Origin of the sequence: Streptomyces sp. NPDC127119 (genome assembly GCF_042677425.1) — a bacterium.
GTDB lineage: Bacteria > Actinomycetota > Actinomycetes > Streptomycetales > Streptomycetaceae > Streptomyces.
This window is the reverse complement of sequence record NZ_JBHXTO010000004.1, coordinates 157445-179228: the sequence shown is the minus strand read 5'-3', so window position 1 is coordinate 179228 and position 21784 is coordinate 157445. Positions and strand designations below refer to the sequence as shown.

25 protein-coding genes are annotated in these 21784 nt (G+C 66.4%); 5 read left to right on the top strand and 20 right to left on the bottom strand.

Features of this window, described 5'->3' with window-relative positions; genetic code table 11:
- Window positions 1-122: 122 nt before the first annotated feature.
- The 12 genes from ACFVH5_RS03865 to ACFVH5_RS03810 all read right to left on the bottom strand — a co-directional run bounded on the left by ACFVH5_RS03865 (window position 123) and on the right by ACFVH5_RS03810 (window position 9680).
- A complete protein-coding gene (locus ACFVH5_RS03865; RefSeq protein ID WP_385831829.1) occupies window positions 123-986 on the bottom strand; it encodes a hypothetical protein in 864 nt (287 codons plus the stop codon).
- A gap of 425 nt (window positions 987-1411) precedes the next feature.
- Window positions 1412-1933 (bottom strand): hypothetical protein, encoded by a 522-nt coding sequence (locus tag ACFVH5_RS03860; protein ID WP_385831827.1) that lies wholly within the window; start codon window positions 1931-1933, stop codon window positions 1412-1414.
- 599 nt (window positions 1934-2532) lie between these two features.
- Window positions 2533-3804 (bottom strand): tyrosine-type recombinase/integrase, encoded by a 1272-nt coding sequence (locus ACFVH5_RS03855; protein ID WP_385831825.1) that lies wholly within the window; start codon window positions 3802-3804, stop codon window positions 2533-2535.
- 10 nt (window positions 3805-3814) lie between these two features.
- On the bottom strand, window positions 3815-4054 hold the full coding sequence (locus ACFVH5_RS03850; RefSeq protein ID WP_385831823.1) for an excisionase family DNA-binding protein: 240 nt from the start codon (window positions 4052-4054) through the stop codon (window positions 3815-3817).
- The gene (locus ACFVH5_RS03845; protein ID WP_385831822.1) at window positions 4047-5366 is read right to left on the bottom strand and encodes a replication initiator; all 1320 of its coding nucleotides are present in this window, start codon (window positions 5364-5366) and stop codon (window positions 4047-4049) included. Before ACFVH5_RS03845 ends, ACFVH5_RS03850 begins: the two co-directional genes overlap by 8 nt.
- A 177-nt stretch (window positions 5367-5543) precedes the next feature.
- On the bottom strand, window positions 5544-5789 hold the full coding sequence (locus tag ACFVH5_RS03840) for a SpdD protein (RefSeq protein ID WP_385831820.1): 246 nt from the start codon (window positions 5787-5789) through the stop codon (window positions 5544-5546).
- Window positions 5790-5814: 25 nt separating this feature from the next.
- The gene (locus tag ACFVH5_RS03835) at window positions 5815-6009 is read right to left on the bottom strand and encodes a hypothetical protein (RefSeq protein WP_385831818.1); all 195 of its coding nucleotides are present in this window, start codon (window positions 6007-6009) and stop codon (window positions 5815-5817) included.
- Window positions 6010-6024: 15 nt separating this feature from the next.
- On the bottom strand, window positions 6025-6216 hold the full coding sequence (locus ACFVH5_RS03830; RefSeq protein ID WP_385831817.1) for a mobile element transfer protein: 192 nt from the start codon (window positions 6214-6216) through the stop codon (window positions 6025-6027).
- 31 nt (window positions 6217-6247) lie between these two features.
- Entirely contained in the window at window positions 6248-6910 is a 663-nt protein-coding gene (locus tag ACFVH5_RS03825; RefSeq protein WP_385831816.1) for a DUF2637 domain-containing protein, read from the bottom strand.
- An 86-nt stretch (window positions 6911-6996) separates the two neighbouring features.
- Window positions 6997-8382: an FtsK/SpoIIIE domain-containing protein gene (locus tag ACFVH5_RS03820; protein ID WP_385831814.1), complete on the bottom strand. Its 1386-nt coding sequence runs from the start codon at window positions 8380-8382 to the stop codon at window positions 6997-6999.
- Entirely contained in the window at window positions 8382-8738 is a 357-nt protein-coding gene (locus ACFVH5_RS03815) for a hypothetical protein (RefSeq protein ID WP_385831812.1), read from the bottom strand. The genes ACFVH5_RS03820 and ACFVH5_RS03815 overlap by 1 nt, the downstream gene beginning before the upstream one ends.
- 156 nt (window positions 8739-8894) lie before the next feature.
- On the bottom strand, window positions 8895-9680 hold the full coding sequence (locus tag ACFVH5_RS03810; protein ID WP_275317495.1) for a GntR family transcriptional regulator: 786 nt from the start codon (window positions 9678-9680) through the stop codon (window positions 8895-8897).
- Between the two features lie 107 nt (window positions 9681-9787).
- Here ACFVH5_RS03810 and ACFVH5_RS03805 point away from each other — a divergent pair, with 107 nt between their 5' ends.
- From ACFVH5_RS03805 to ACFVH5_RS03795, 3 genes are read left to right on the top strand one after another with little or no spacing between them, the layout of a single operon-like run.
- Window positions 9788-10195 (top strand): NUDIX hydrolase, encoded by a 408-nt coding sequence (locus ACFVH5_RS03805; RefSeq protein WP_385831838.1) that lies wholly within the window; start codon window positions 9788-9790, stop codon window positions 10193-10195.
- Window positions 10196-10241: 46 nt separating this feature from the next.
- Window positions 10242-10670, top strand: a complete 429-nt coding sequence (locus ACFVH5_RS03800; protein ID WP_385831810.1) for an ATP-binding protein — start codon at window positions 10242-10244, stop codon at window positions 10668-10670.
- On the top strand, window positions 10664-11047 hold the full coding sequence (locus ACFVH5_RS03795) for a hypothetical protein (RefSeq protein WP_385831808.1): 384 nt from the start codon (window positions 10664-10666) through the stop codon (window positions 11045-11047). Before ACFVH5_RS03800 ends, ACFVH5_RS03795 begins: the two co-directional genes overlap by 7 nt.
- A 461-nt stretch (window positions 11048-11508) precedes the next feature.
- Here the strand turns inward: ACFVH5_RS03795 and ACFVH5_RS03790 are convergent, their stop codons facing one another.
- The 4 genes from ACFVH5_RS03790 to ACFVH5_RS03775 all read right to left on the bottom strand — a co-directional run bounded on the left by ACFVH5_RS03790 (window position 11509) and on the right by ACFVH5_RS03775 (window position 15551).
- Window positions 11509-11961, bottom strand: coding sequence for a hypothetical protein (locus tag ACFVH5_RS03790; protein WP_385831806.1), 453 nt, complete (start codon window positions 11959-11961; stop codon window positions 11509-11511).
- A 327-nt stretch (window positions 11962-12288) separates the two neighbouring features.
- Window positions 12289-13554: an ATP-binding protein gene (locus ACFVH5_RS03785; RefSeq protein WP_385831804.1), complete on the bottom strand. Its 1266-nt coding sequence runs from the start codon at window positions 13552-13554 to the stop codon at window positions 12289-12291.
- A gap of 863 nt (window positions 13555-14417) precedes the next feature.
- Window positions 14418-14732: a hypothetical protein gene (locus tag ACFVH5_RS03780; RefSeq protein WP_385831802.1), complete on the bottom strand. Its 315-nt coding sequence runs from the start codon at window positions 14730-14732 to the stop codon at window positions 14418-14420.
- Between the two features lie 399 nt (window positions 14733-15131).
- Window positions 15132-15551 (bottom strand): PaaI family thioesterase, encoded by a 420-nt coding sequence (locus tag ACFVH5_RS03775; RefSeq protein ID WP_385831801.1) that lies wholly within the window; start codon window positions 15549-15551, stop codon window positions 15132-15134.
- A gap of 86 nt (window positions 15552-15637) precedes the next feature.
- Here ACFVH5_RS03775 and ACFVH5_RS03770 point away from each other — a divergent pair, with 86 nt between their 5' ends.
- Window positions 15638-16090: a MarR family winged helix-turn-helix transcriptional regulator gene (locus ACFVH5_RS03770; RefSeq protein WP_385831799.1), complete on the top strand. Its 453-nt coding sequence runs from the start codon at window positions 15638-15640 to the stop codon at window positions 16088-16090.
- A gap of 31 nt (window positions 16091-16121) precedes the next feature.
- On the opposite strand, the gene ACFVH5_RS03765 is transcribed toward ACFVH5_RS03770, so the two are convergent.
- Window positions 16122-17021, bottom strand: a complete 900-nt coding sequence (locus ACFVH5_RS03765) for an AraC family transcriptional regulator N-terminal domain-containing protein (RefSeq protein ID WP_385831798.1) — start codon at window positions 17019-17021, stop codon at window positions 16122-16124.
- A gap of 178 nt (window positions 17022-17199) precedes the next feature.
- Between ACFVH5_RS03765 and ACFVH5_RS03760 the strand changes: the two genes are divergently transcribed.
- The gene (locus ACFVH5_RS03760; protein WP_385831837.1) at window positions 17200-18189 is read left to right on the top strand and encodes an aldo/keto reductase; all 990 of its coding nucleotides are present in this window, start codon (window positions 17200-17202) and stop codon (window positions 18187-18189) included.
- 153 nt (window positions 18190-18342) lie between these two features.
- Here ACFVH5_RS03760 and ACFVH5_RS03755 read toward each other — a convergent pair whose 3' ends face one another.
- The 3 genes from ACFVH5_RS03755 to ACFVH5_RS03745 form a co-directional block, all read right to left on the bottom strand.
- On the bottom strand, window positions 18343-20316 hold the full coding sequence (locus ACFVH5_RS03755; protein ID WP_385831796.1) for a copper resistance CopC/CopD family protein: 1974 nt from the start codon (window positions 20314-20316) through the stop codon (window positions 18343-18345).
- A gap of 89 nt (window positions 20317-20405) precedes the next feature.
- Window positions 20406-21281: an SDR family NAD(P)-dependent oxidoreductase gene (locus tag ACFVH5_RS03750; RefSeq protein WP_385831794.1), complete on the bottom strand. Its 876-nt coding sequence runs from the start codon at window positions 21279-21281 to the stop codon at window positions 20406-20408.
- A 23-nt stretch (window positions 21282-21304) separates the two neighbouring features.
- Window positions 21305-21784, bottom strand: coding sequence for a cupin domain-containing protein (locus ACFVH5_RS03745; protein ID WP_384806667.1), 480 nt, complete (start codon window positions 21782-21784; stop codon window positions 21305-21307).

Sequence of the window (21784 nt, the reverse complement as noted above, 5' to 3'; positions counted from 1 at the left end):
AAGTATTTTTTTAAACTCTTTATTTATTTTGGTTGTGTTATGCCTGGTTTCTTTCCCTCATTTTTCCGGGGTTGGGGGGGCCCCACCTGGTGGGTGGGGGGCCACCGCCATGCGCAAATACCCTATCCGCGAACTACGTCAACAACATCGAGTGCACTTCGGGCACCGCGACCATACAGCAACGTAATTGCAATGAGACCCGCAGCACCCATTAGGGCCGTGATCGCCGGGTCCGGTATGTCGAAAAAGGCAACCGCTATAGCAGCCCCTGCAATTACCACCGCTGCCACTATGAGGCGAAAAGGCTCCCAGTCCCTGACAGGGTCAATACCTTCGATCTCCTCACTGGAGAGCAGCGCCCCGTACAGCCCTTTAGCGTAACGCTCGGCTATCTCTATTGAGAACTCTGCCAGCTTACGCGAAGCATCAATAGGGTTGCGATCTAGATCCTCTTCAACCTTGCCAAGCGCCGCAATGACAACACGTTGATGATTTCGCAAACGACGAGCCCTAGCCGACATGATAGGCACGTATACACTTTGATGCTGATGCGCTATTTGGCGCTTCAAGGATCCAACATCCCCAACCAGGCGGTTAACATTCTGAGGACGTTTCCTGAAACCCTCACGACGCATTCTATTCGCCGATATCACGACCACCGCAACCCTCCCCACGAGCACGGTCTGACGAGCAACAGCAGCCTTACTGCGCCTACTAGCGGTACCCAGTGACATTACACGCGAGACAAACGCGTAGGGGAACACGACCATCATGGCAGATATCAGATAGAGGGCATAGATGTAACACAGGAACAGGAAAACAATTAAGGCGAAGGCGAACGCGGGAACCTTGGAGAGTGATTCACCGAAACGGCTTAAACCAATCTCACCCGAGTTCACCTTTGGGTCAATTATGCTCTTTATCGCAGTAATATACCAAACCCAAATTTGCGCATACAGTCCAATCGCTGCCACGATAATTGCCACGTGGAAGAATCGAATGGGGATTTTATAGTTCTTCGCCCATGACCATCGCCTCAGAGCGATACAAACCCTTGCCGAAGTATGGGGCAGACCTAGACCTCGCAGGGCTACATGGAAATCGCGCAATACCTTGCGGTTTTCGCCGGTCGGCACAAACAACTCAAAGCGCAATGACCTACCCCCTATGCTTCAATCGCACGATATTAAAGACTCATCTTTTAGTTACGATCGAAGCGAACAACGCTGACAGCACGGTAAGGACTGCCGTCATTATTGCCACTACAATTTGAAGTTGAAAATAGACCCTATTTCGAAGCTCTGGGTCACGCGAGCGTTCCGCCTCACTTCGCGCCCTACGCTTGAGAATCCACGGAATAGTGAAGCTCACTCCACTAAATAGGAACGCGAAAATACTGACCAAAATCAATTCATTCATCAACATCACCCGCCTTCCCCTTGCATCGCCAAGCCATCCCGATCATGATCGTGACCACTCCTGCACCATAAAGCATCAACGAGACCGCCATGGTGGTACTAGAGTCGAATCCGACAAAAGGAATCGATTCCTTAGGACTAGCAGTGACGTTGACCGTGTGAGCGGATGTGAAATTTGCTGTAGTCACAGCAAAAGCAGCGACACAGAGAAAGACCTGAAGAAAGTAGAGAGCGAAAAAGAATTCTGCTACGTTTCCTTTTCTACCCTTTCCAGCCTTAAGTGCGGTTGGCATTTCGGCAGCCAAGAGCGCAGCAGTAACGATGAAGAAGTCACCGCGCTCCCCAATCGAATCCCAGTCACCACCGCGCGGCAAAGTAAAGAGTGTCAGCAGGATCGGCGCCGAGGAGATCACAAGATTGAAGCAGAGCCAGGAAAAAGCACTGACCAGAAATGTTTTGTTTAATCCACAAGCGCTAAGCATTTTAGGTATTTGCCGCTTTACCCAGCCTGTCACGCCACCCCTCGCCCACAAGTTCGATTCGTCCCCAAAGTCAGTAATTATTGAACCATCACTCAGCCAAGGCCATGAGGGTTTTGCTCTAAACACTCGGGCCCACCGGGTAAGAACCACGAGCGAGAGGCGTCGAACCTTAGTCTGCAGACGGGGAACCTAGGGCTCATCGCCCTCCGGAATTGGGGCATCCGTCTCGTTCGTCATCGTGTGCGACAGTTCAGAGGGGTTCGGCCAGAACGACGGTGACCAGCTCGCGAGCGTCGTAGGTGCTTCTGAGGCCCTCGCGGGCTAGAGGGGGCATCCGCCCGGCTCGCCTCTGTGCTGAGCCCTCCCCCCTGGGCCTGACCGTTGTTCTGGTCTTTGTCCAGTACACCGACGACCGCCCTCGTTCACCGTCGTACGCGTACCCCGCCCGACCTGCCCCGCGTACCCCCACGGACGCCCCTGGACGGCCACGCGGACAGTTGGAAAGCGTGTTGGGGGCAACCCCTCACGAGTTCGAATCTCGTATCCTCCGCCAGTGCCTCACCGGGCACTAACGTTGAAGGGCCCCACCGCTTGCGGTGGGGCCCTTCGCGTCGTCCGTCTCAGTTTCCGTCTCAGTCGGACTTTCCGTCGGCTTCGGAACCCTCGGAAACTCCGGGCAGCACCCAGAGCGCGTCTCCGACTTGCTGAGCGACCTTGCGGAGCATGGTCCCCGTCACATGCATGTACCGGGCGCGCATCCGGGCCGCTCCCCCGGGCTCCCATCCCATGATCGAGTCGATCACGACGTCCGGGACGCCGAGGATCAGGAGAACGGTCGCCGCGGTGTGGCGAGCGTCATGAAGACGGCCGTCCCGTACGCCCGCGTCCCGGAGAAGCCGCTTCCAGACGTGGAAGTCCGTGTTCGGACTCAGCAGCCCGCCAACAGGCGAGGCGAAGACGTACCCCTTGCCCTCCCAGTCGGCGCCGGCCGCGGCCCGCTCCCGTTCCTGGGCCTCCTGATGCTGCCGAAGAATCTTGATCAGCGGATCGGGCAGGCCGATGGTGCGCCGTCCGGCTCGCGACTTCGTGGACTTGTGCTCACGGCGGGTCTGCTCCCGCTTGGGGCAGTACCCCGCCTTACGACCACACGGATCGGCAGCACCGCAGCCGTGCGCGTACTTGGGGCGCAGACGGTTCTTACGGATACGGACGTACCCGGCGGTGAGGTCGACATCTTCCCAATGAAGCCCAAGCGCTTCGCCCTGCCGAAGGCCGAGCGCCAAGGCGACGACCCAACGGGCACTGTTGCGGAGCTTGGCCGCTTCGACGAGGAGGCTCTGTACCTCCTCGATCGTGTAGGGCTCGATGTCCTCCTCTTCGAGGCGAGGCGCCTTGGCGATCTCGGCCGCGTTGGTGACGACGTGCCCCCGCCGTACGGCTTCACCGAGGGCGACCCGGATCGTCCGATGAACATGGTGCGCAGTGCCGGCGGAGCTCCCGGCGGTCTGCATCTTCCGGTAGAAGCGTTCGAGGTGCTCCGGCTCCAGGCGGTCGAGCTTGTGAGCACCCAAGCCGGGGACGAGGTGAACGCGTACGTCTACCTCGTATCCGTCGTACGTGTTCTCCGAGACGTACGGCTTGGCGATGTTCTCGACCCAGTGCTCAAGCCAGGCTCGGACCGTCCAGGTCTGTCCCGGCTTCCTGAGTTTCTTGTCATCGCGCGCCCGCTCCATCTCGCGGACAGCCTTGGTCACTTCGGCTTTTGTCTTCCGCTCGACGTGACGGCGGTCAGGCTTGCCGTCATCGCGGACGCCGACCGTCACCCGGCCGTGCCATTTGCCATCCTTGCCGAGGTAGATGGACGAGGCCCCGTTGGGCTGACGAGTGCGCTTCTGCTCTCCCATGTCCGCCTCCTCAGGCCGCTTCGCTCGAACGGTGGCGCAGCTTGGCCACGTAGACGGGCAGGGCGTCGGTCGGTACCCGGCGCAGACGGCCGACCGTCACCGACTCGATCTCTCCGGTCAGGACGAGCCGGAAGCACGTCGTACGGCCGATACGGAGCCGCCGAGCCGCTTCTTCGACGGTCAGCAACACCAAGGAGGGATCGGCCGTCTCCAGGAAGGTGACAGTTTCGGTGGTGCTGGACTCAGCCACGGGTGGGTTCTCCTTCTGTTCCGGGCGCGGGTGTGAGGGTTTCGGCTAGCCACGCTTCGGTGTTGGTAAGGCCGGTTCCGGCGTAGACCCAGTGCGAGAGGACGAGGGCCGTCTCAACCACCTCCGAATTTTCGGAAGTGGCCAGGTCGCCAGTGGCCAATGCGGCTTGCGCTGCGCGCCATTCGGCGCGTGCCGTGCGCAGTGCGCCGAGGGTGGTGGAGTACCGGCGTGACTTGGTGGAGAAGTGGCCGCGGAAGCCGAGCATGTGGGCCCAGGCTCGAAGCCGGAGTTCTTCGAGGTCCCTACGCGCGCCGAGGGTCCAGGCGGTACGCACCAGGCGTCGGGCGTGGTCGCTGATGTCGAGTTGGGCCAGTTCGGCGAGGAACTTCAGCGGGCGGTCGAGAGCTCCCGTGGCGGTCTCGGCGCCCTTGGTGGCGTACTTGGCGATGTACGCGGCGACGGCCCGGTCGGTCAGTTCCTCGCGGCCGTTGAAGTCGGCGCCGCGGATGATGCGTACGTCGAGCTGGCGGCCAAAGGTGAAGACGTGAGCGCGGCCGTCGATGACCGGACCGTCCACGCGGGCGGCGGTGGCGGCGGCCCGTAGGGCGTCGGCCAGCAGTTCGGCGGTTGCCCAGGCCGGAGGCGGGGTGTTGCCGCCCTCTGGACCGTCGATGCGGATGACGGCGTGGAAGTGGACGGCCCCGCGCTTTTGGTACTCGGCGACCTTGGCGAAGGACACCCGGGCGTGTTCGCGGAACTCCCGCTGTGAGAGTCCGGCCCTCTTGGCGGCCTCGCGCCGCAGGTAGGTCGAGAAGCGGCGCCACAGCGGACCGGCGTGCGCGTTCCAGAGCACGGCCGCTTCGTAGTCGTAGGTGTCAGGGTCGAGCGGGGTGCCGAGTACGTCGTCGTCCTGGTCGTGGAGGACGCCGCACCGGCAGCGGCGGACCGAACCGGCCGGGCCGGTGGGGCGGTTGTGGACGGGTCCGAAGCCCGGGGCGGTGAAGGTGGCGAAGACGCGCGGGTGTGCGGCGACCTGTTCGGCGACGCCTTTGCCGCCGCGCAGGCCGGAGGTGATCAGGTGGAAGGTGTCGCGCCGGTAGACCTCCGAGCAGGCGGCGCAGCGGGTCGTGCGGCGGTTGTTGCAGCGGACCAGGAGGTGACCGGCGGGCAGGCTGGTGGAGTCGAGGCGGTGGAGGAGGTTGCCGATCTCGCCGGTTCGGGTGTTGACGTCGTACTCGGCGCGGTGGCCGTCGAGGCGGATCGGTTGGGTGCAGCCGCCGAGGCCGGAGAGCTGACGCAGGAGCGCGGGCATGGTGCCGAGGGAGGCCAGCTCGCCGAGTTCGGCCAGCGGGGGCGGGGTGGGGCGGGTGATGATGGCTTCTCCTTCTGGCTTCGGTCAGGAGGGGTAGGGCCCCCGGGGCGGCGGATGCTTGGCGGTGTCGGTCCGCCCCGGGGGTCTGGTGTCGTTGGCTGGTCTGGTTGGCCGGTGTCAGCGGCGGCGCTGGTCGCGGAGCATCGAGCGCAGGACCACGGCGGCGACGGCCACAGAGATGGCTGTGACGGCGACGGCGGCCAGGAGCGCGGTCAGCACGACGCCACCGACGAGAACGGCCGCGACCGCTCCGGCGCTGACGGATATCTGCGGAGCCGGACGGCGCACGGGAGCCGGACCGGTCGGCGCGTACGTGTGTGCGGGCGGCGGTGTCGGGCTGTCGGGGTACTTGGGCAGGAACACGGCGAAGTTCTCCTTGCCTACTCGTCTAGTTATGTGAGCCATTGATGACATCCACGCCGGAGCGCGTGCCGGATTCGATGGCCGGAGCCATGAAGGTGTCGGAGAGCCAGAAGCCGAAGAGGGCGATCAGGACGACGATCCAGATGCGGACGCCGAGGAACTTGACCGCTCCCCAGGCGAAGAAGCCGAGGACGGCGACGAGCGGCAGGCTGACGGTCACGGGTACGGAGTCCTTTCAGCGGACGGGGCAGCGGTGAGTGCGGGCGGCGAGTTCGGCGGCGGCCCGGCTGTCGTAGTCGACGGAGAAGCCGCAGCGCGGGGCGGTGCACGCGGCGGTGTCCTTCTCATGGCCCCGGCCGTCGTAGAAGGTGCCGACCTGGACGGGGCCGATGCGGGTGACGGAGCGGAAGCGGCGATTGGCGGTCACGCGGATCTCCTTTCAGGGCTGGTCAGACTTGTCAGATCTGGGCGGCGATGGCTTCGGCCATGGGTGCGGGGACGCCGAGGCGAGCGCGCAGCGTCGGGGTGTCGATGGCCCCTCCGGTACGGGTCCGATGCTCGGCAGCGACCTTGCGGGCGTGCTCGACCAGGGCGGCCGGGACAGATACCGCAGGAGCAGGGGCAGGTGGAGTGAGTGCGGCCGTCGGCACGGGCGCCGGATCTGTGGCCGGTAGCGCGGGCGGTTCGGGGGCGGCTTCGGCGTGCTCCTCCTGGTCCACGTCGTCCTCAGCGGTCTCCCCCGCGCCCCCTACCGTTTTCGGCACCGAGTGTGCGAGGAGCGTTCCGCCGAGGAAGGCGACCGCGGGCCAGCCCGCGACGAGGATGCGCAGCCAGGCCGGCACTTGGTCGAGGTCGAGCAGTCCGGCGGTGGCGATGTTCGCTCCGAGGGAGGCGGCCAGGGCGATGACGAACCAGCACCACCCGGACGCTTTTGCCTCGCCGGTCCGCAATTGGCGCCAAGCGGCGACGAGCAGCAGGTCGACCGAGACGGGATACGCCCACGCCTTCCACCCGTCCTGACCGGCCGCAAGGGCGATGTCGTGCAGGTGGGCGAAGGACAGCGCGGCGGCGATGACCGCTTGGACGAGTACCGCGTCGACGCGGGCCAGTAGGGCGCGCATGCTGGGGCTCCTTCCTGTTCGAGGCATGGGAGGGGTAGGGACGTGGCGCGAGGCGGTCACGCCGACCGGGGTGGAGCGGGGTGCGGCTAGCGGCTCAGCCGGAAACGGCGCACGGCTGCACGACTCGGTGCAGGTGCCTTGACCGTCCGCACCGGCACAGCGGGCCGTAAGGGCTTGAGCGCGGGCAGGTCGGGGACCAGGTGGGCCGACTCGTGGCAGATCTCGGCGGCGTCGCCGAGGGAGAGATACGGAGTGCGGATGCGGGACCAGCCGCCGGATGTGTCACCGGCCACGGCGAGGCCGGGCAGTTCCGGGGCGATGGCACAGGCGGCGGAGACCGCTTCGGGGGCGATGTCGCCAAGCGCCATCTTGGCGGAGGCTTCGTCGTTGACGCGGTGACAGACCCGGCTGGAGAGCTGGGCCCGCAGCATGGTCGCGCCCTTTCCCAGCTCGGCGCCGAAGCGCTGCCCGCAGACCTCCAGATAGATCCCGGCGGCACGGCCGAGCTGGGCGAGGCGGATGAGCTGGGTGACCATCTCGTCCCGTCGGTCCTCGTCCTTCCGCGTGGCGACGAGGAAGAGTTCCGCGACCTCGTCCACGAACAGCACGACGGGTACGGGCCGTTCGTGCTCGGGCAAGCCCCAGATGTCAGAGGTGATCTCCTCATCCGGCGTGCCCGACGCAATGCCCTGCCGAGCCTTGATCAGGTCGTAACGGTCCTCCATCTCATTGATGAGCACGGGCAGCAGTTGGGCAGCCTGCGCGGGATCGGTGGCCAGGGCCGAGAGCCGGGCGGCGAAGGGCGCCAGCTCCACACCGCGCTTGCAGTCGATGCCGACCAGGGCGACGGGCTGTCGGGCGAGTCCGGCGACGAGGTGGCGCAGGTACATGGACTTGCCCGACAGCGTGGCGCCGAGGGTCAGTTGGTGGGGAACGGTCCGGTAGTCGCGTACGAAGGGCGTGGCGTCCTCGCGCAGAGCCACCGGTATCTTCAGCGTCCCGGCCGGGGACTTGCGCGGCATGCGGACCTTGCGCAGCACGTCGAAGCCGACGAGCCGTAGTTCGACGACACCAGGTTTGACCGTCGTGACGTACACGGCGTGGACGCCCCAGGCGTGCCGGAGTCGTTCGGCCGAGGCGGCGACGTCGGCGGGTTCCTGTCCCGGGGCGAGCCGCAGACGGAGCCGCAGCCCGGTCGAGGTGGGCCGGATGATGCCGCGACGCGGCGGAACGGGCCGGACCTCGCGCCGGGTGGTGGCCTTGACCGCCAGGACCCGCAGCCGAGAGGGGGCGACGGTCAGGCCGCAGGCTTCCATGACCGAGCTGTACGAGCTGAGCAGGCGGGCCGTGGAAAGCGGCAGGCCGACCGTGGACCAGTAGACGCCGGGGTGTTGGGCCCGGGCGTAGGCGGCCCCACCGCCGAGTGCGGCGACGGGACCACCCACCTCCAGAAGCGTTGCCAGATCGGTCATCAGGCCGAGGCCCCCATGGCAGCGGGGAAGGCGGCCGGAGTGACGGCGGCGGCGCGGTAGGCGATGCCGTGACGCTGCTGCCCGTTGAACACGCTCTCCCACGGCCGGGCCACCAGGCCGGGCAGCGAGATCGGAGCACCGAGCGCCAGCCCCTCGGAAACTCCGCTCTCCGGGATGGTGACCTTGATCAGTGCCGACTCCCCCTCCTCGATGTAGACGACGCCGATCGTCATCAGTGCCTCGCCGCTGTTGACGTCCTTGGCGATCTCGCCGGTCTGTCGGTCGCGAACCTTGGGTTCGGGTGCCTCGGTCAGCAGGATCGTCGCGGCCGAGGTCTCCACACGGATGGTGCGCAAGGTTTCTTCCTATCTACTCGTCTAGATGAGTGGCAGTCTGCGAACCCGGTGGATCCGGGAACGTCGGCCACTCTGGCACACAACTTGCCCACTCGTCTATACGAGTATGCGTGTCGGTGTGTACGAGTCCGAAGAAATGGCCTCGCGCACCGCCGCTTACGTCGCCGGAAGCTGGTACGACAGCACGTATGCGTCCGCTGCCATGACGGTGTCGCAGACCTCCACGGGCCGCTTCTCGGTGTCGTACGCGGTACGGATCAGGTGGATCACCGGCACACCGGACGCGAGATGCAGCGTCTTGACCTCGGACGGCGAGGGCATCCGGGCCCGGATCTCTTCCTCGAAGTGGTCGAGGTGGTGGCCGAGTTCTTCGAGCCGGGCGTAGATGCCGCCGGGGCCGGGATTGGGTTCGGCGATCTGCGTGCCGCGGGCGATGTCGAGGGGGAGGTAGGAGGTGGCGAACTCGACCGGGCGGCCGTCGAGCAGATACCGGCGCCGCCGAGCGAGCACACGCCGTACAGACCCGAGCCGGGCGGAGATGTCCTGCGTGGCCTTCTCTTCCTTGACCTCCAGGCTGTCCACCTTCGGGTGACTGCCGGCGGCGTCCGCTTCCACGATGAACGCGGACTTCCCCTGCTCGCGGTGGCGCCGGGCGAACCGGTCAGAGGCGAGCCGTCGCACAGGTGGTCGCGGCCGAACGAACACGCCCTTCCCGTGCTCGGCATGCACCAGGCCCTCACCCTGGAGCACCGAGAAGGAGTTCCGAACGGTCATCCGGGATACGCCGTAGTGCTCGACAAGCTCAGCTTCCGAAGGCAGCTTCTCCCCTTCCTTGAAGCGCCCACGGTCGATGGCCTCGCGCAGCTGGTCGGCAATCTGCCGGAACACCGCACGATCGCTCGTGGGATCCAGGCCACCGAGCAGGGACGGAAGAGAGGTCACGAGTACTCCTTTAGGTATCTAGACGAGTGGGCGAGTGTTGTTGCTACGGTTGAGAGCCTAGCCATCTGAGAGGGCCGAGGAACGTGACCACTGACCGTCCGCACTCCGTGAGCGTTGCCGGAGTCATCGTCGACGACCAGGGCCGCGCCCTCTTGATCAAGCGCCGCGACAACGGCCACTGGGAGCCCCCAGGTGGCATCGTCGAACGAGAGGAAACCCTCCCCGAAGCGCTTCAGCGGGAAGTCCTCGAAGAAACCGGCATCAAGATCGCACTCCCCGCGACCCTCACCGGCGTCTACAAGAACATGACGGGCCTGATCGTCTCCCTGGTCTTCCGCTGCGAGGCCGCCGACGGCACGCCCACCACCGGGGACGAGACCCGCGCACTGCGGTGGGCCAGTCGCGAAGAAGTCACCGACCTTGCCGACGAGGCATACGCGATCCGTGTCCTGGACGCTCTGGACGCGTTGTCTCCACCGGCCGTCCGCGCACACGACGGCGTGAAACTCGTCTAGCCCGAACCCGCTGCACATGGCGGCCTACCAGCATAAAGGAACTTGTATGCACGAGTATACGAGCACCGCGCGGGTCTGGGGACTCACTTGCCCAGGTTTCCCGGAAGAGGTCAGCAGGGCCCGCCGCTGGACGAGAGACATCCTGCGTGGCTCACCCCTGGCCGACGACGCCGAACTGATCGTGAGCGAACTGAGCGCGAACGCGATCCTGCACACCGCCAGCGGCCGGCACTCGGGCAGCTTCCATCTGGCACTGGCCATCTCCCCGCAGATGGTCGCCCTGTCGGTCACGGACGACGGAGGCACCGGCCGGGCCCCGAAGGTTGAGCACCAGGACCAGGAGGCGGAACACGGCCGGGGACTGAGCATGGTCAGCGCGATCGCCCACCGGGTCGTGGTCCACGACAGCGACGGCGGCCACACGGTCACCGCGGAACTCTTCACAGGGGTCCACCAAGGAGGCCACCCATGCTGAAGAACGAACCGCAGTGGGGCTACTGGTGCGAGTGCTGGACGGAAGACCTCACGGAGGAAGGAACGCCGGAGCTCCGAGCATCCTTCGACGCGCACTCGGCACCGCAGGCAGACAGGTGGGTAGCGGTGGCACTTCGCACGATCTCACCGGCACTCGACGCCGACGCTTCCGACGAGGCTTGGGGGTGGCTGTACGAAGGACGCGTAGAGACCCGACGAGCCCTCTTACACATGCAGCCGTGCACAGTCTCAGTGACGCACGCCCGCACCCGCATCACCTGGACCATCCGCCCCGTCCTCTTCCTGCCACTCGCACACCGACAAGGCATCGAACTTCCCGCCTGCGCATACGACTTCAAGCCCCAGCAGCCCGACTGAGTTACAACTTTCTCTACTGGTTCAAGTCCGGCTGCGCTCCGCTCCGCCGGGCGCGCTTTCCGGCTCCACTGCCCTCCGCGCTCCTGCCTTCGGCCCGCGCTGCGGGCGCTGCGCCGACGCGCGCCCACGGGTGAATAGCCCGTCTGATGAGTGGCGAGCGCTGCACAGCGCGGTCTCGGTCAAAGCAGTGCCTCCGGCGGGGGCGCTCCGACTCCGGGATGGATGGGGCGCCGCTTGCGGGTACCGGCCGAGTGGGGCGTGCGTGGGGGAGCTCCCATCCCGTCCACCGCCGACCCAGGCAGAGCCGAGCAGACGCGGCCCAGGGGCGTCAAGGTCGTTCGTACAGTGGCGCGCTCCACCTTGACGCCCCTGAACCACGCCTGCTCCACGGTGTGTGGGTCGACGGCGGACGGGATGGGAGCAGGGGAGAGTGGTGGGTTGAGATGGCAACCGACGTGCGCCTACTGCCGTTGGCTTGCATGCCGATCTCCCACGAAGGACGTCGTGAGTTCGTAGCGCATAGCTTGTACCAAGCGTCCACGCTGCTCATAGGCTGCTTGGAGTTGATCCTCTCCCTCAAAAGCAGCGGAGGCGGCGGCGTAAAGAGCGCTACGGAGGTCATCCAGAACTGACAACACAGGGGAACCCGCGAGCACTGTCATCTCAGCGTTTCCCTTGGCAAACGCAGCTGAAGCATCCAAGTGAGCGGAAGCCAACGGTGAGGCTCGGCGCGCTTCCTCGGTTGTGCGAATCGGATGCTCCGGGTTCGACCTGACCCCGCCATGGTCACGCGCATCCTTCAGTACAGCGGCCCAGTCATCGATGATCACGAGGAAGCGGATATAGAGGGAGCGTCGTTCCTGCCACAGGAGTGCTTCACGCTCGTTGAAAGTGGCAGCCGACGAATCGACCATCGTCAGAGTCTCGTGTCTCCGCAGGTCAGCCTCTTGCCAAGCGCGTTGTTCTCGCGCTTGGCGTCTCTGCAAAAGGTAGCCGACCAATGCGCCCATGAGAGTGCCTGCCACTGCAATAGCAGCTATGCCGTACTGCTCCACCATTCTCCCCCGAAGCGAAGTTGCTCACCGGAAACCATGATGCAGGCAGCCCAGCAGCAATGCGGGCCTCTTGTAGCCCCTCCTCTGTAAGCCTAGCGACCAGCCCGGACCGGCCTCAGCTGGTGACCGCAGTTGCTCGCGCGTACACCACGCCCATTGAGGCTTTGCCAATCCTTTTCGCTCTGGCTACTTGGATTTCGGCTTAAGGGAGCCGGACTCGACGGCGAGAAATCCATCCTTTAGGCCCTTCATGTAAACGAAGGGACGCATTAGCGGATTTCTGAACCTGTAACGCGTTTTCCGCCCATCCCCTCGAACTTCAAGAATCCAGGACGGCTCGTCTGAAAATTTCTTCAAATGGTGCAGGAAGTGTTGTGTTTCGCGGGTCTTTCCCGCAATCTCGCTCAGAGGGTCTCTGACATCCGCAGGAGCGAAGAATCCAAGCTCATCCACTTTTGCCATCGCGCAAGCGAGGATAGTTGCAGAGAACTGCGCGTCGGTGCGAGCTGATGAAACTGCCTCAGTGTACGAGGAGCGAATGCTTTGTTGGGCTTCTTCCAGGGCGTGTTTCAGTGCCAGCGCCAGGACATCTATGTCGGCATTTTCGATGCCTCTAACCAAGGCAATCTCGCCCACCGATCCTGCCAACAAGTGCGCATAGTTGGGGAAACCTTGCGCGAGCTGGACGATGGTCGACTGGACTTGGGGGTCTAGGGTGATCTTAACGCCAGCGCGTTCGTAAAGTGCGGCGAAGCCGCCGACGATAATTTCCCGCAGTTCATCCTGCGACATTCTGGGCATAGCGATCTGACGCAGTGCCCGCTCAACGCTACGGTGACCTGTGATCAGACCGTCAACGTCATCTGCTACGCCGACAATTAGTAGCGTGCAAGGAATCAGGTCATCCGACAGCGTTTTGATGAGATCAGCGAAAAGAGTGGGAGAGCCGAGATCGCCAATTCGATCGAACTCGTCCAAGACGACCAGCAAAGGGACTCGACTGGAAATAAGGTGCAAGGCTCGGGAAATTACATCAGGCGTAATTTCCTCGATGTCGAGTACGGACTTCGCTCGCTCAACCGTCGGGCTAAGCTCCTCGGCGTATTCAGGCTCCAAGAGGTCTAGCTCGGAAACTAGCCGCGGGGGAAGCTTTCGCCATACGCTTGCGAAATCGTCATCTGCGCTGCAAGGAATTCTGACTGCAAGGCTGGGGCCCACGGATGCTAGGCGGAAAGAGTCTCGGGCCATATAAGCCAGGGATGTCTTACCGATGCCCCTCTCTCCGTAAACGACAGCATGCTGACCCAACTCTTGTACCGCCCCGATCACCTTTACCAGCTCCCGCGTGCGACCCCGAAAGAGTTCACGGTCATCGATAGGGGAAGCTGGGCGGAAGATCTTCTTGAGGGCAGCTAGTTTGACTGCCAGTACTGGATCACCTGGCGTGGCCATGTCGTACCCCTCGCTAGTCGGGCTTCGGTGGGTGGATCTTATGTGTGACGAGGTAACTTCTTCAACTGTATGCAGGACTTCTTCTACTGATCCCACCCGGACTCTAGTTGAGCGGGGGTATAGATCTTCAACTAGTCGCGCTACTTCGTCAACTCTAAGGTCGTGGGGGTGGCGTCTCTCATTCCCGGAGGGATAACTTCAACTAATTTTGATACTTCTTCAACTGTGACCACCCCTCTGTGTGGCCGTCCTACTTGGGGCCGTGGGCCTTCAACTGGCCGCGGCACTTCTTCAACTGTGGGGTTGCGTGACGCTCTACCTTGTTGCACCTGCGTGGATCTTCAACTAAGCATCGGACTTCTTCTACTGTGCCCCCCGTAGTGGCTGAACTCCTTGGTCAATGCGGGTCGCTCCCAAGCTGCTTGCCTGATCTACGAGACATCGCACCTGCTGCAGGCTGACCATGAGTCGCTCGATTCTTGGGCCATCCCTGGGCCGTCCGCCCCCCCCCGGAGGTCCCTCATCGGTGACCGGCAGTGACCGTAGAGCTACAGTCGCCACTGCCGGACTCCCAGGTCACAGCCTCCAGCCCGGCAGGTTGCCGCCCAAGAGTGGGCGTCAAGCAATGGGTGTCGCTTGCCGTCCGGTGCGGCGGTACAGCAGCGAAGTACCGCAACCACAGCAACCGCCCATGGGCGCCAGGCCCTCTCAGGGACCTCACGAGGGCTTCTATGACCCCAGGTGACCGATCTCTGTAGAACTACGGATCAGAAGGGCACCACGGGAGGGAGGCGGTCCGGTCTCGCAGCGGACGCCTCCCTTCGGCGGTGGTCCCTCCTAATGGGACGCCAGCACCATGGCCGTCACCGTCCGGCCTTCCAATCCGCGTCAAGGATGGCTGCGTGTACAGCAGCAACGATCACCGAGATGACCAGGACGCCACCCACCCAGTTCTTCGGGTTGCCGAGCACCGACCCCAGGATGGCCGAGCCGTAAATGACCGCTGCGTAGATGGCTGGCACGATCATGCTGACGACACGCTTCTTGGCCGCAATGAAGAACAACGGCGGCGCCAAAAGACCGGCCGACAGCACAACCACGGCAATCCAGATCACCTTGTGCCATGTGTTCGCGTACATGCGGGCTCGGATGGGCGCGTTGACATACGGGTTACTCATGATCCCCCCTTACTCAAACAGGAACCCAGTGTGACCCAGCCCACTCTGGAGCACGAGTATCCCGCAAGGGTGTTAGGGCCAGCCGTTCGTCACCGTCTCAGTTCCCGTCTCATTCAGCGCCGTTCACGGACGTTCAGACAGGACCGGAAGCGGTAACCGCCCAGATGACCAACCTCCCATGAACGCAGGTGAACGGCCCCGTCCGAGCCGCTCAAGACCGCCACCACAGTTGGAAAGCGTGTTGGGGGCAACCCCTCACGAGTTCGAATCTCGTATCCTCCGCCAGTGCCTCACCGGGCACGATGTCGAAGGGCCCCACCGTTCGCGGTGGGGCCCTTCTTCGTTGTTCTCGGGCCTCGTTGTTCTTGTTTTCGCAGTGAGCCCGGGTGTTCGGCGGGTTCAGGCAGGCCGTGTCGCGATCGTTCCCTGTGCCACCGCGCACAGCGTCTGTGTTCCCTCCGCGTCCACCGTCGACAGGTCGCAGCGGGAGACGACTCGGGTGCGGCCGGCTCGTACGACGTGGGCGTGGGCCCGTAGGAGGGTGCCGTCGGCCGGGCGCAGGTAGTCGATCGTGAAGCCCGAGGTGAGTACGTGCGCTCCGGCGGCGCTGCCCGCGGCGAAGGTCAGCGCGTTGTCGGCCGCGTAGCCGAGTACGCCGCCGTGCACGAAGCCGTTCTGCTGGCGCAGGTCGTCGCGGATGTCCAGTTCCAGCACCGCCTCGCCCTTGCCGAAGGCCACCAGGCGGGCGCCCAGCAGGGTGCTGAAAGGCTGCGCCGCCAGGGCCTCCTGGGCTGCGGCCAGGTCCAAAGAGTCCTTCACACCTGCACCTGCCTCGTTTCGCCGACTCTCACTTCACTAGTGAAGTGAGAGTCCCGTACGGCCGTCCCGTCTGTCAACATCGGGCCATGTCCGAACCCGAAGGTGCATGCGAACCCGAGGCCGATCAGCGGTTGTTCTTTCTTCTGCAGCGGGCCGCTCATCGGCTGCGTACCGTCGCGGACCGGCGCTGTGTGGCCGCCGCCGGGGTCACCACCGCTCAGCTCGGTGCGTTGTTCGCCGTGCGGGACCAGTCGGGCGGGACCCAGCGGGAGCTCGCCCGCACTCTGGGGCTGCGCGAGTCCGCCGTCACCGCGCTCGTCGCGCGGCTCACCGCGGCCGGGTTCGTCGTCCGGCGGGCCCATCCGCGCGAGCACCGGGCCGTAACCCTGGAGCTCACCGACGAGGGCCGCGCCGCCCTGCGCGCCGCCCAGCCGGAGATTGACCGTTTCAACGGTGAGCTGCGTGCCCTTCTCGGCGACCAGGGTTTCGCGCGGACCTCCGCCGCCCTGCACCTCCTCGCCCACTGGGATTCCCCGTGAGGAGAGGGAGGTAGGAGGGAGCGGGAACCGCTCATGCCGTCCGGGCGCCCGCGTCCGCCAGTCGGTCGCGCAGGCGGGCCGTGTCCTGGCCCGGCGGGAGGCCGTACGTCCGCCGGTACTCGCGGTTGAACTGGGTCGCGGACACGTAACCGACCTTCTCCGCGACCAGCGCCGCCGTGGTGTCGCCGGCGAGGAGGAGCCGGCGGGCCTCCTGGAGGCGCAGGTGCTTCTGGAAGCGCAGGGGGCTCATCCCCGTCGCCGCCTTGAAGTTGCGGTGCAGGCTGGCGGTGCTCATGTGCGCCGTCGCCGCGATCTCCTCGATGGCGAGCGGCTCGGCGAACCGTGCGCAGATCCACCGGGCCGCCGTACGGACCCTGGCCGCGGACGAGTCGACCAGGGTGTAGTGCCGCAGGGTCGGGCCGAGTGCGGTGCCGAGCAGCCGGTAGAGGATCTCCATCTCGAAACGGCCCGCCAGGGCGCGGATGTCCCCCGGGGTGTCGAGCAGCCGTACCCAGCGGGTGACCGCGTCGGTGATCTCGGGAGTCATCGGTGCCGTGACCGGGCCGGCCGGCCCCGGGCCGGAAAGAGCGGGCTGGTCCGTGCCGTCCGGTTCCAGTTCCAGCAGGAGTTCGGCGAGCCGGGCGCCGTCCAGGCGCATGACCGCAGAGCGGTACGGCACCTCCTCGAACGTGGCCGTGACCGGCAGGACCAGCGAGTTGAGGAACACCTGACCACGGCCCGCCGTCCAGCTCCGCTCGCCCGCCACGCTGTTCTTGGAGCCCTGGACGACGAAGCAGATCATCGGCTCGTAGAGCAGGTCGAGCGGCGCCTCCGCCTCGTCGAGTGTCACCAGTCGCTGGCGTGGCACCGCGGTGTCGGCCCACATGTCACTGCCGTGCCGGGTGATGGCCGCGGCGAGTTCGTCCAGCATGTGCGCTCCTTGTCTGTGTGTGTCCGGAAGCCGGTGGCTCTGAGAGGATCAGGCAATCTTATGCGGCCGACGCCCCATGCCTCGCAGCGTGCGCGCTCCTAGCGTTGACGGCATGACACAGCAAGGCGACGAACAGCAGAACCAGCAGAACCAGGGCCCGCAGGACAAGAGCGGTGCGCTGTCCGTGCGCGCTCTCGGCGGGCAGGGGCTGACCGTCGGCGCGATCGGTCTCGGCACCATGGGCATGACCATGGCGTACGGCGCCGGCGACGAACCCGGCGGCATCGCGACCATCCGCCGGGCGTACGAACTCGGCGTCACCCTCTTCGACACCGCCGAGCTGTACGGCATGGGCACCGGGAGCAACGAGCAGCTGCTCGGCCGTGCCCTGCGCGGCATCCGCGACGACGTCGTGATCGCCACCAAGTTCGGCTTCGACATGGACGCGCCGCAGAACAGCGAGGGATACGCCCTCAACAGCCGTCCCGAGCACATCCGCGAGGTCACCGAGAACAGCCTCCGCCATCTCGGCACCGACCACATCGACGTGCTGTACCAGCACCGCGTCGACCCGGACGTACCCATCGAGGACGTGGCGGGCACGATCGGCGAACTGATCGCCGAAGGCAAGGTGCGTTACCTCGGGCTGAGCGAGGCCGGGCCCGACATCCTCCGGCGCGCCCACGCCGTCCACCCGGTGTCCGTGCTGCAGACCGAGTACTCCGTGTTCGAGCGGGCCGTGGAGGCCGACGTGCTGCCGGTCGTGCGCGAGCTCGGCATCGGATTCGTACCGTATTCGCCGCTCGGGCGGGGGTTCCTGACCGGCACCGTGAAGCCCGCCGACGAGTATCCCGCCGACGACATGCGCAGCTGGGACGACCGCTGGCAGCCCGGCAACTACGAGCGGAACCTGACCGCCATCGGCGAACTGACCGCCCTCGCGGCGGCCAAGGGGATCTCCGTGACGCAGCTGGCCCTCGCCTGGCTGCTGGCCCAGGGCGACGACGTCGTCCCGATCCCGGGCACCCGCAGCCCGGAGCGCCTCGCCGAGAACGTGGCCGCCGCGGACGTGACGCTCACCCCGCAGGACCTGGCCCGCGTCCAGGAGATCCTGCCCAAGGGGGCCGCCGGGTCCCGGTACCCCGAAGCGATCATGCCGGCCTGGTAGCGACGCCCTGGATACATCGGATAACCCGTATACCTCGGACAACCCCGGACGGCCCGGACGGCCCGGACGGCCCGGACGGCCCGGACGGCCCGGCAGCCGTATCCGCAGGTCGGCGCAGCCGTATCCGCAGGTCGGCGCATCGGTCTCCGCAGGTCAGCGGGCGATCTTCACCTGCCGGGTCTCCGACACCTGGTCGATGTCCGACGTACGGATGGTGACCTTCATCGTCCAGGTGCCGGCCAGGGGCAGGTTGAGGGAGCGGGTCCCCCAGTAGCCGCCCTGGTCGGTGAGCCGGGCGTCGATGGGGCCGATCTTCTGGGCCTTGAGGGTGAAGGAGAGCTTGATCTCGGGGACGGTGGCGATACCTCCGTCGGGGCCGATGATGACCGCCTCGACCGTGTTCTCGCCGACGCGGCCCGGCTCCAGGACGATCTGGACCTTGCCGTGGCCGCCCGGGGTGCCGACGTCGAAGGGGATCAGGGTGGTGGACGCGGTCGGGCCGTTCCCGGCGGCGTTCGCGGTGGACTCGGCCGCGGCGGCCGTCTCCAGTTCGGCACGGCCGGGCTGGGTGCCGGTCAGTACCGTCGTGATCACCAGCACCGCCACCCCCACGACGACCTCGGCGAGAACCGAGCGGCGCAGGGCGCGGTGACCTGCACCGCCCTCCGCCCCGGACGTCGACGACGAGGATGAGGACGACGAAGACGAAGACGTCTGCGATGAGGGCGAGGGGTCGTCGGCCACCGGGCCCGATGTCGAGCCCGCCGTCGGATCGGACGCCGGGCCGGACGCGGCCCCGGACACAGACACAGACACGGGCCCAGACACGGCCATCTCCGGCACCCGCGTCTTCGACGACGGTCGGGCCGCCTCCGTCAGCCGGGCCGTCCAGCGGCGCGAGAAGGCCGCCGCGGCCAGCAGCGCCACCACCGCGCAGACCTTCGCGACCAGGATCCGGCCGTACGAGGTGCCGAACACCGCGTCGAAGGAGCCGAGTCCGCGCCAGGACTGGTAGACGCCGGTCAGCACCAGGACCGTGACCGAGGCGAACGCCAGCCGCGAGAAGCGGTGCACGGACGCGGCCGGGAGCGGAATCTCCGAACGGTGCAGCGCGGTGAGCAGGGCGCCGAGACCGCCGAGCCAGACCGCCATCGCCAGCAGATGCAGCATGGTGGACGTCATCGCCAGGGGCACCTGGATGCCCGCGGACGCGTGCTCGGCGACGGCCCATGTGCCCGCGAGGGACAGCGCCAGGAACCCGCCGACCACCAGAACGGCCGGCGCCGGCGCCGATGCGAGTCCCGCGGACCCGAACCCCGCCCCAGACCCAGACCCCGACCCGGACCGCCGCAGTGCCGCCTCCGTCCGTACGAGGAAGACCGCCACGCCCGCCAGCAGCACGAGCCGGGCGAGCAGTGCCCAGCCGGGCCTGCTCGTCAGGGTGTTCTCGATGAGGGCCGGGTCCAGGAGGGTCGACGGGCCGGTGCCGCGTTCGTACGGGCCGCGCAGGAGGACGAGGACGACCGTGGTGCCGAGGAGGGTCCACCAGCCGCCGCGCACGAGCCCGCGGAGCGGCTGAGTGCTCGGCGGGCGGCAGGCCAGGACGAAGACGGCCACGCCGATGAGCAGGGCGACGGCGGCGTACGCGGCATAGCGGGCGATGTCGTAGAGGGCGCCGGAGGCGGGGTTCACGGCCGGCTCGGCGGAGATGGCGGCGGTCGTCGCGGAGGGCTCGCCGATGGAGAAGGTGAAGGCTCCGGAGATGGGGTGGCTGTCCGCCGAGACCACCCGCCACGCGACCGTGAACGTACCGTCGGGCAGGTTGTCGCGGAGCCGCACGCGGACCTGGTCGGAGCTGCCGCGGACGTGTTCCGTGTCGCCGGCGTTGACCCGGCGGTTCTCGGGGCTGAGGACGCGCAGCGAGTCGTCGGTGATGCCGACCGACTCGGTGAAGGTCATGGTGACCTCGCGCGGCGCGGTCTTCAGGACGGACCCCTCACGGGGGTCGGTGTTCCGCACGGCCGAGTGGGCGGACGCGGAGGTCGCGCCGCCCAGCAGGAGCAGGAACAGCGTGCCCAGCAGGGTGACGAGGGCCGCGGCCCGGTGTGTACGGCTCACTCGGACCACGTCGGCTCTCCCTGCTTCTCGTGCTCGTCGCGCGTACGTCCGCGGCCTCTGTGGAGGTACGGATGTACGCGGCACGCTGTTCAACCCGCTCACCATGTCGGCCGCGCCGAGATCCCCCCGTCCACGACCAGGTCGTGCCCGGTGATCCAGGACGCCAGCGGCGAGGCGAGGAACACGCAGGCGTCGCCCACGTCCTCCGGGCGCCCCAGCCTCCCGGTGGGCACCGCCTGTCGCCAGCGCCGTACGCCCTCCGGCCAGGCCTGCGCGAGGCCTTCGCGGTCGATCAGCCCCGGGGAGACGGTGTTCACGCGGATTCCGTAGGGACCGTACTCCAGGGCCGCCGAGCGCGCGTGCATGACGACGGCGGCCTTCGACGCGGAGTAGTGCGCGTGGTGCGGGGCGGGGTGCGTGGCCTCGACGGACGCGATGTGGGTGATGCTGCGCACACGCCCACCGGGTTCGCCCCCTGCGCCTCTCGCGTCTCCTGCACCTCTCACGTCTCCAGCACCTCTCACATCTCCTGCGTCTCCTGCGTCCCGCATCAGTTCGGCGGCGGCCTGCGTGCACGCGAAGACGCTCGACACGTTGGCGTCGGCCACCGCGCGCCAGTCCGCCAGCGTCATGCCGGGAAGTTCCTGGACCGGTTGGACGCCCGCGTTGTTGACCAGGGCCGTCAGTACGCCGCCTCCCCAGTCCGCGGCCTCGCGCACCACCCGGTGGCACTCGGACTCCACGGTCAGATCGGCGTTCAGGGCCACCGCGCGACCGCCCGAGTCCGCGATGCGGGCGACGACTTCGTCCGCCGCCTGCGCGTTCGTACGGAAGTGGACGGCCACGGCCGCGCCCGCCGCCGCGAACCGGAGCGCGATCCCCCGCCCGAGGCCGCCCGAGGCGCCGGTGATCAGCGCCACCTGGCCTTCGAGCAGCCCGCCGCTCGCACCACTGTCACCACTGTCACCACTCACGCCACTGTCACCGCTCGCGCCCGTCACGGGCGGCTCAGCGCGGTGATCCGCGCCGCCTCCGCCGGGTAGCGGACGGCGAGTTCGGTGCCGTCCCCGTGCTCGTACCCCTCGAAGGTGAAGCCGGGTGCCATCGTGCAGCCGAAGAACGACCAGGCGCCGTCCGCGGCGACCCGCGCGCCCATCCAGGTGCGTGCGGGCACGGTGAACTGGATGTGCTGGCCGCCGAGGACGTCCGGGCCGAGCAGGACCGTACGGGACGTGCCGTCGGGGGCGAGGAGCAGCATTTCCAGCGGGTCCCCCAGATAGAAGTGCCAGGTCTCGTCGGCCGGAAGGCGGTGCAGGGCGGAGAAGTCGCCGGGCCGCGCGGTCAGGAGGGCCACTATCGCGGAGCCCTCGGGCCGTCCGTCGGGGCGTTCGGGGCCCGCCCAGGTACGGCGGAAGAGGCCGCCCTCCTTGGGGATGGGCTCCAGTCGGTAGTGAGCGGCTAGGGCTTCGGGAGTGAT

Coding starts and splice junctions, on each gene's coding strand:
- ACFVH5_RS03855 (WP_385831825.1), bottom strand. CDS start 3,804: ATGGGAGAGCAGAAGCGCACTCGTCAGCCCAACGGGGCCTCGTCCATC.
- ACFVH5_RS03770 (WP_385831799.1), top strand. CDS start 15,638: ATGTCCGAACCCGAAGGTGCATGCGAACCCGAGGCCGATCAGCGGTTG.
- ACFVH5_RS03785 (WP_385831804.1), bottom strand. CDS start 13,554: ATGGCCACGCCAGGTGATCCAGTACTGGCAGTCAAACTAGCTGCCCTC.
- ACFVH5_RS03765 (WP_385831798.1), bottom strand. CDS start 17,021: ATGCTGGACGAACTCGCCGCGGCCATCACCCGGCACGGCAGTGACATG.
- ACFVH5_RS03820 (WP_385831814.1), bottom strand. CDS start 8,382: ATGACCGATCTGGCAACGCTTCTGGAGGTGGGTGGTCCCGTCGCCGCA.
- ACFVH5_RS03780 (WP_385831802.1), bottom strand. CDS start 14,732: ATGAGTAACCCGTATGTCAACGCGCCCATCCGAGCCCGCATGTACGCG.
- ACFVH5_RS03800 (WP_385831810.1), top strand. CDS start 10,242: ATGCACGAGTATACGAGCACCGCGCGGGTCTGGGGACTCACTTGCCCA.
- ACFVH5_RS03790 (WP_385831806.1), bottom strand. CDS start 11,961: ATGGTCGATTCGTCGGCTGCCACTTTCAACGAGCGTGAAGCACTCCTG.
- ACFVH5_RS03825 (WP_385831816.1), bottom strand. CDS start 6,910: ATGCGCGCCCTACTGGCCCGCGTCGACGCGGTACTCGTCCAAGCGGTC.
- ACFVH5_RS03795 (WP_385831808.1), top strand. CDS start 10,664: ATGCTGAAGAACGAACCGCAGTGGGGCTACTGGTGCGAGTGCTGGACG.
- ACFVH5_RS03845 (WP_385831822.1), bottom strand. CDS start 5,366: ATGCCCGCGCTCCTGCGTCAGCTCTCCGGCCTCGGCGGCTGCACCCAA.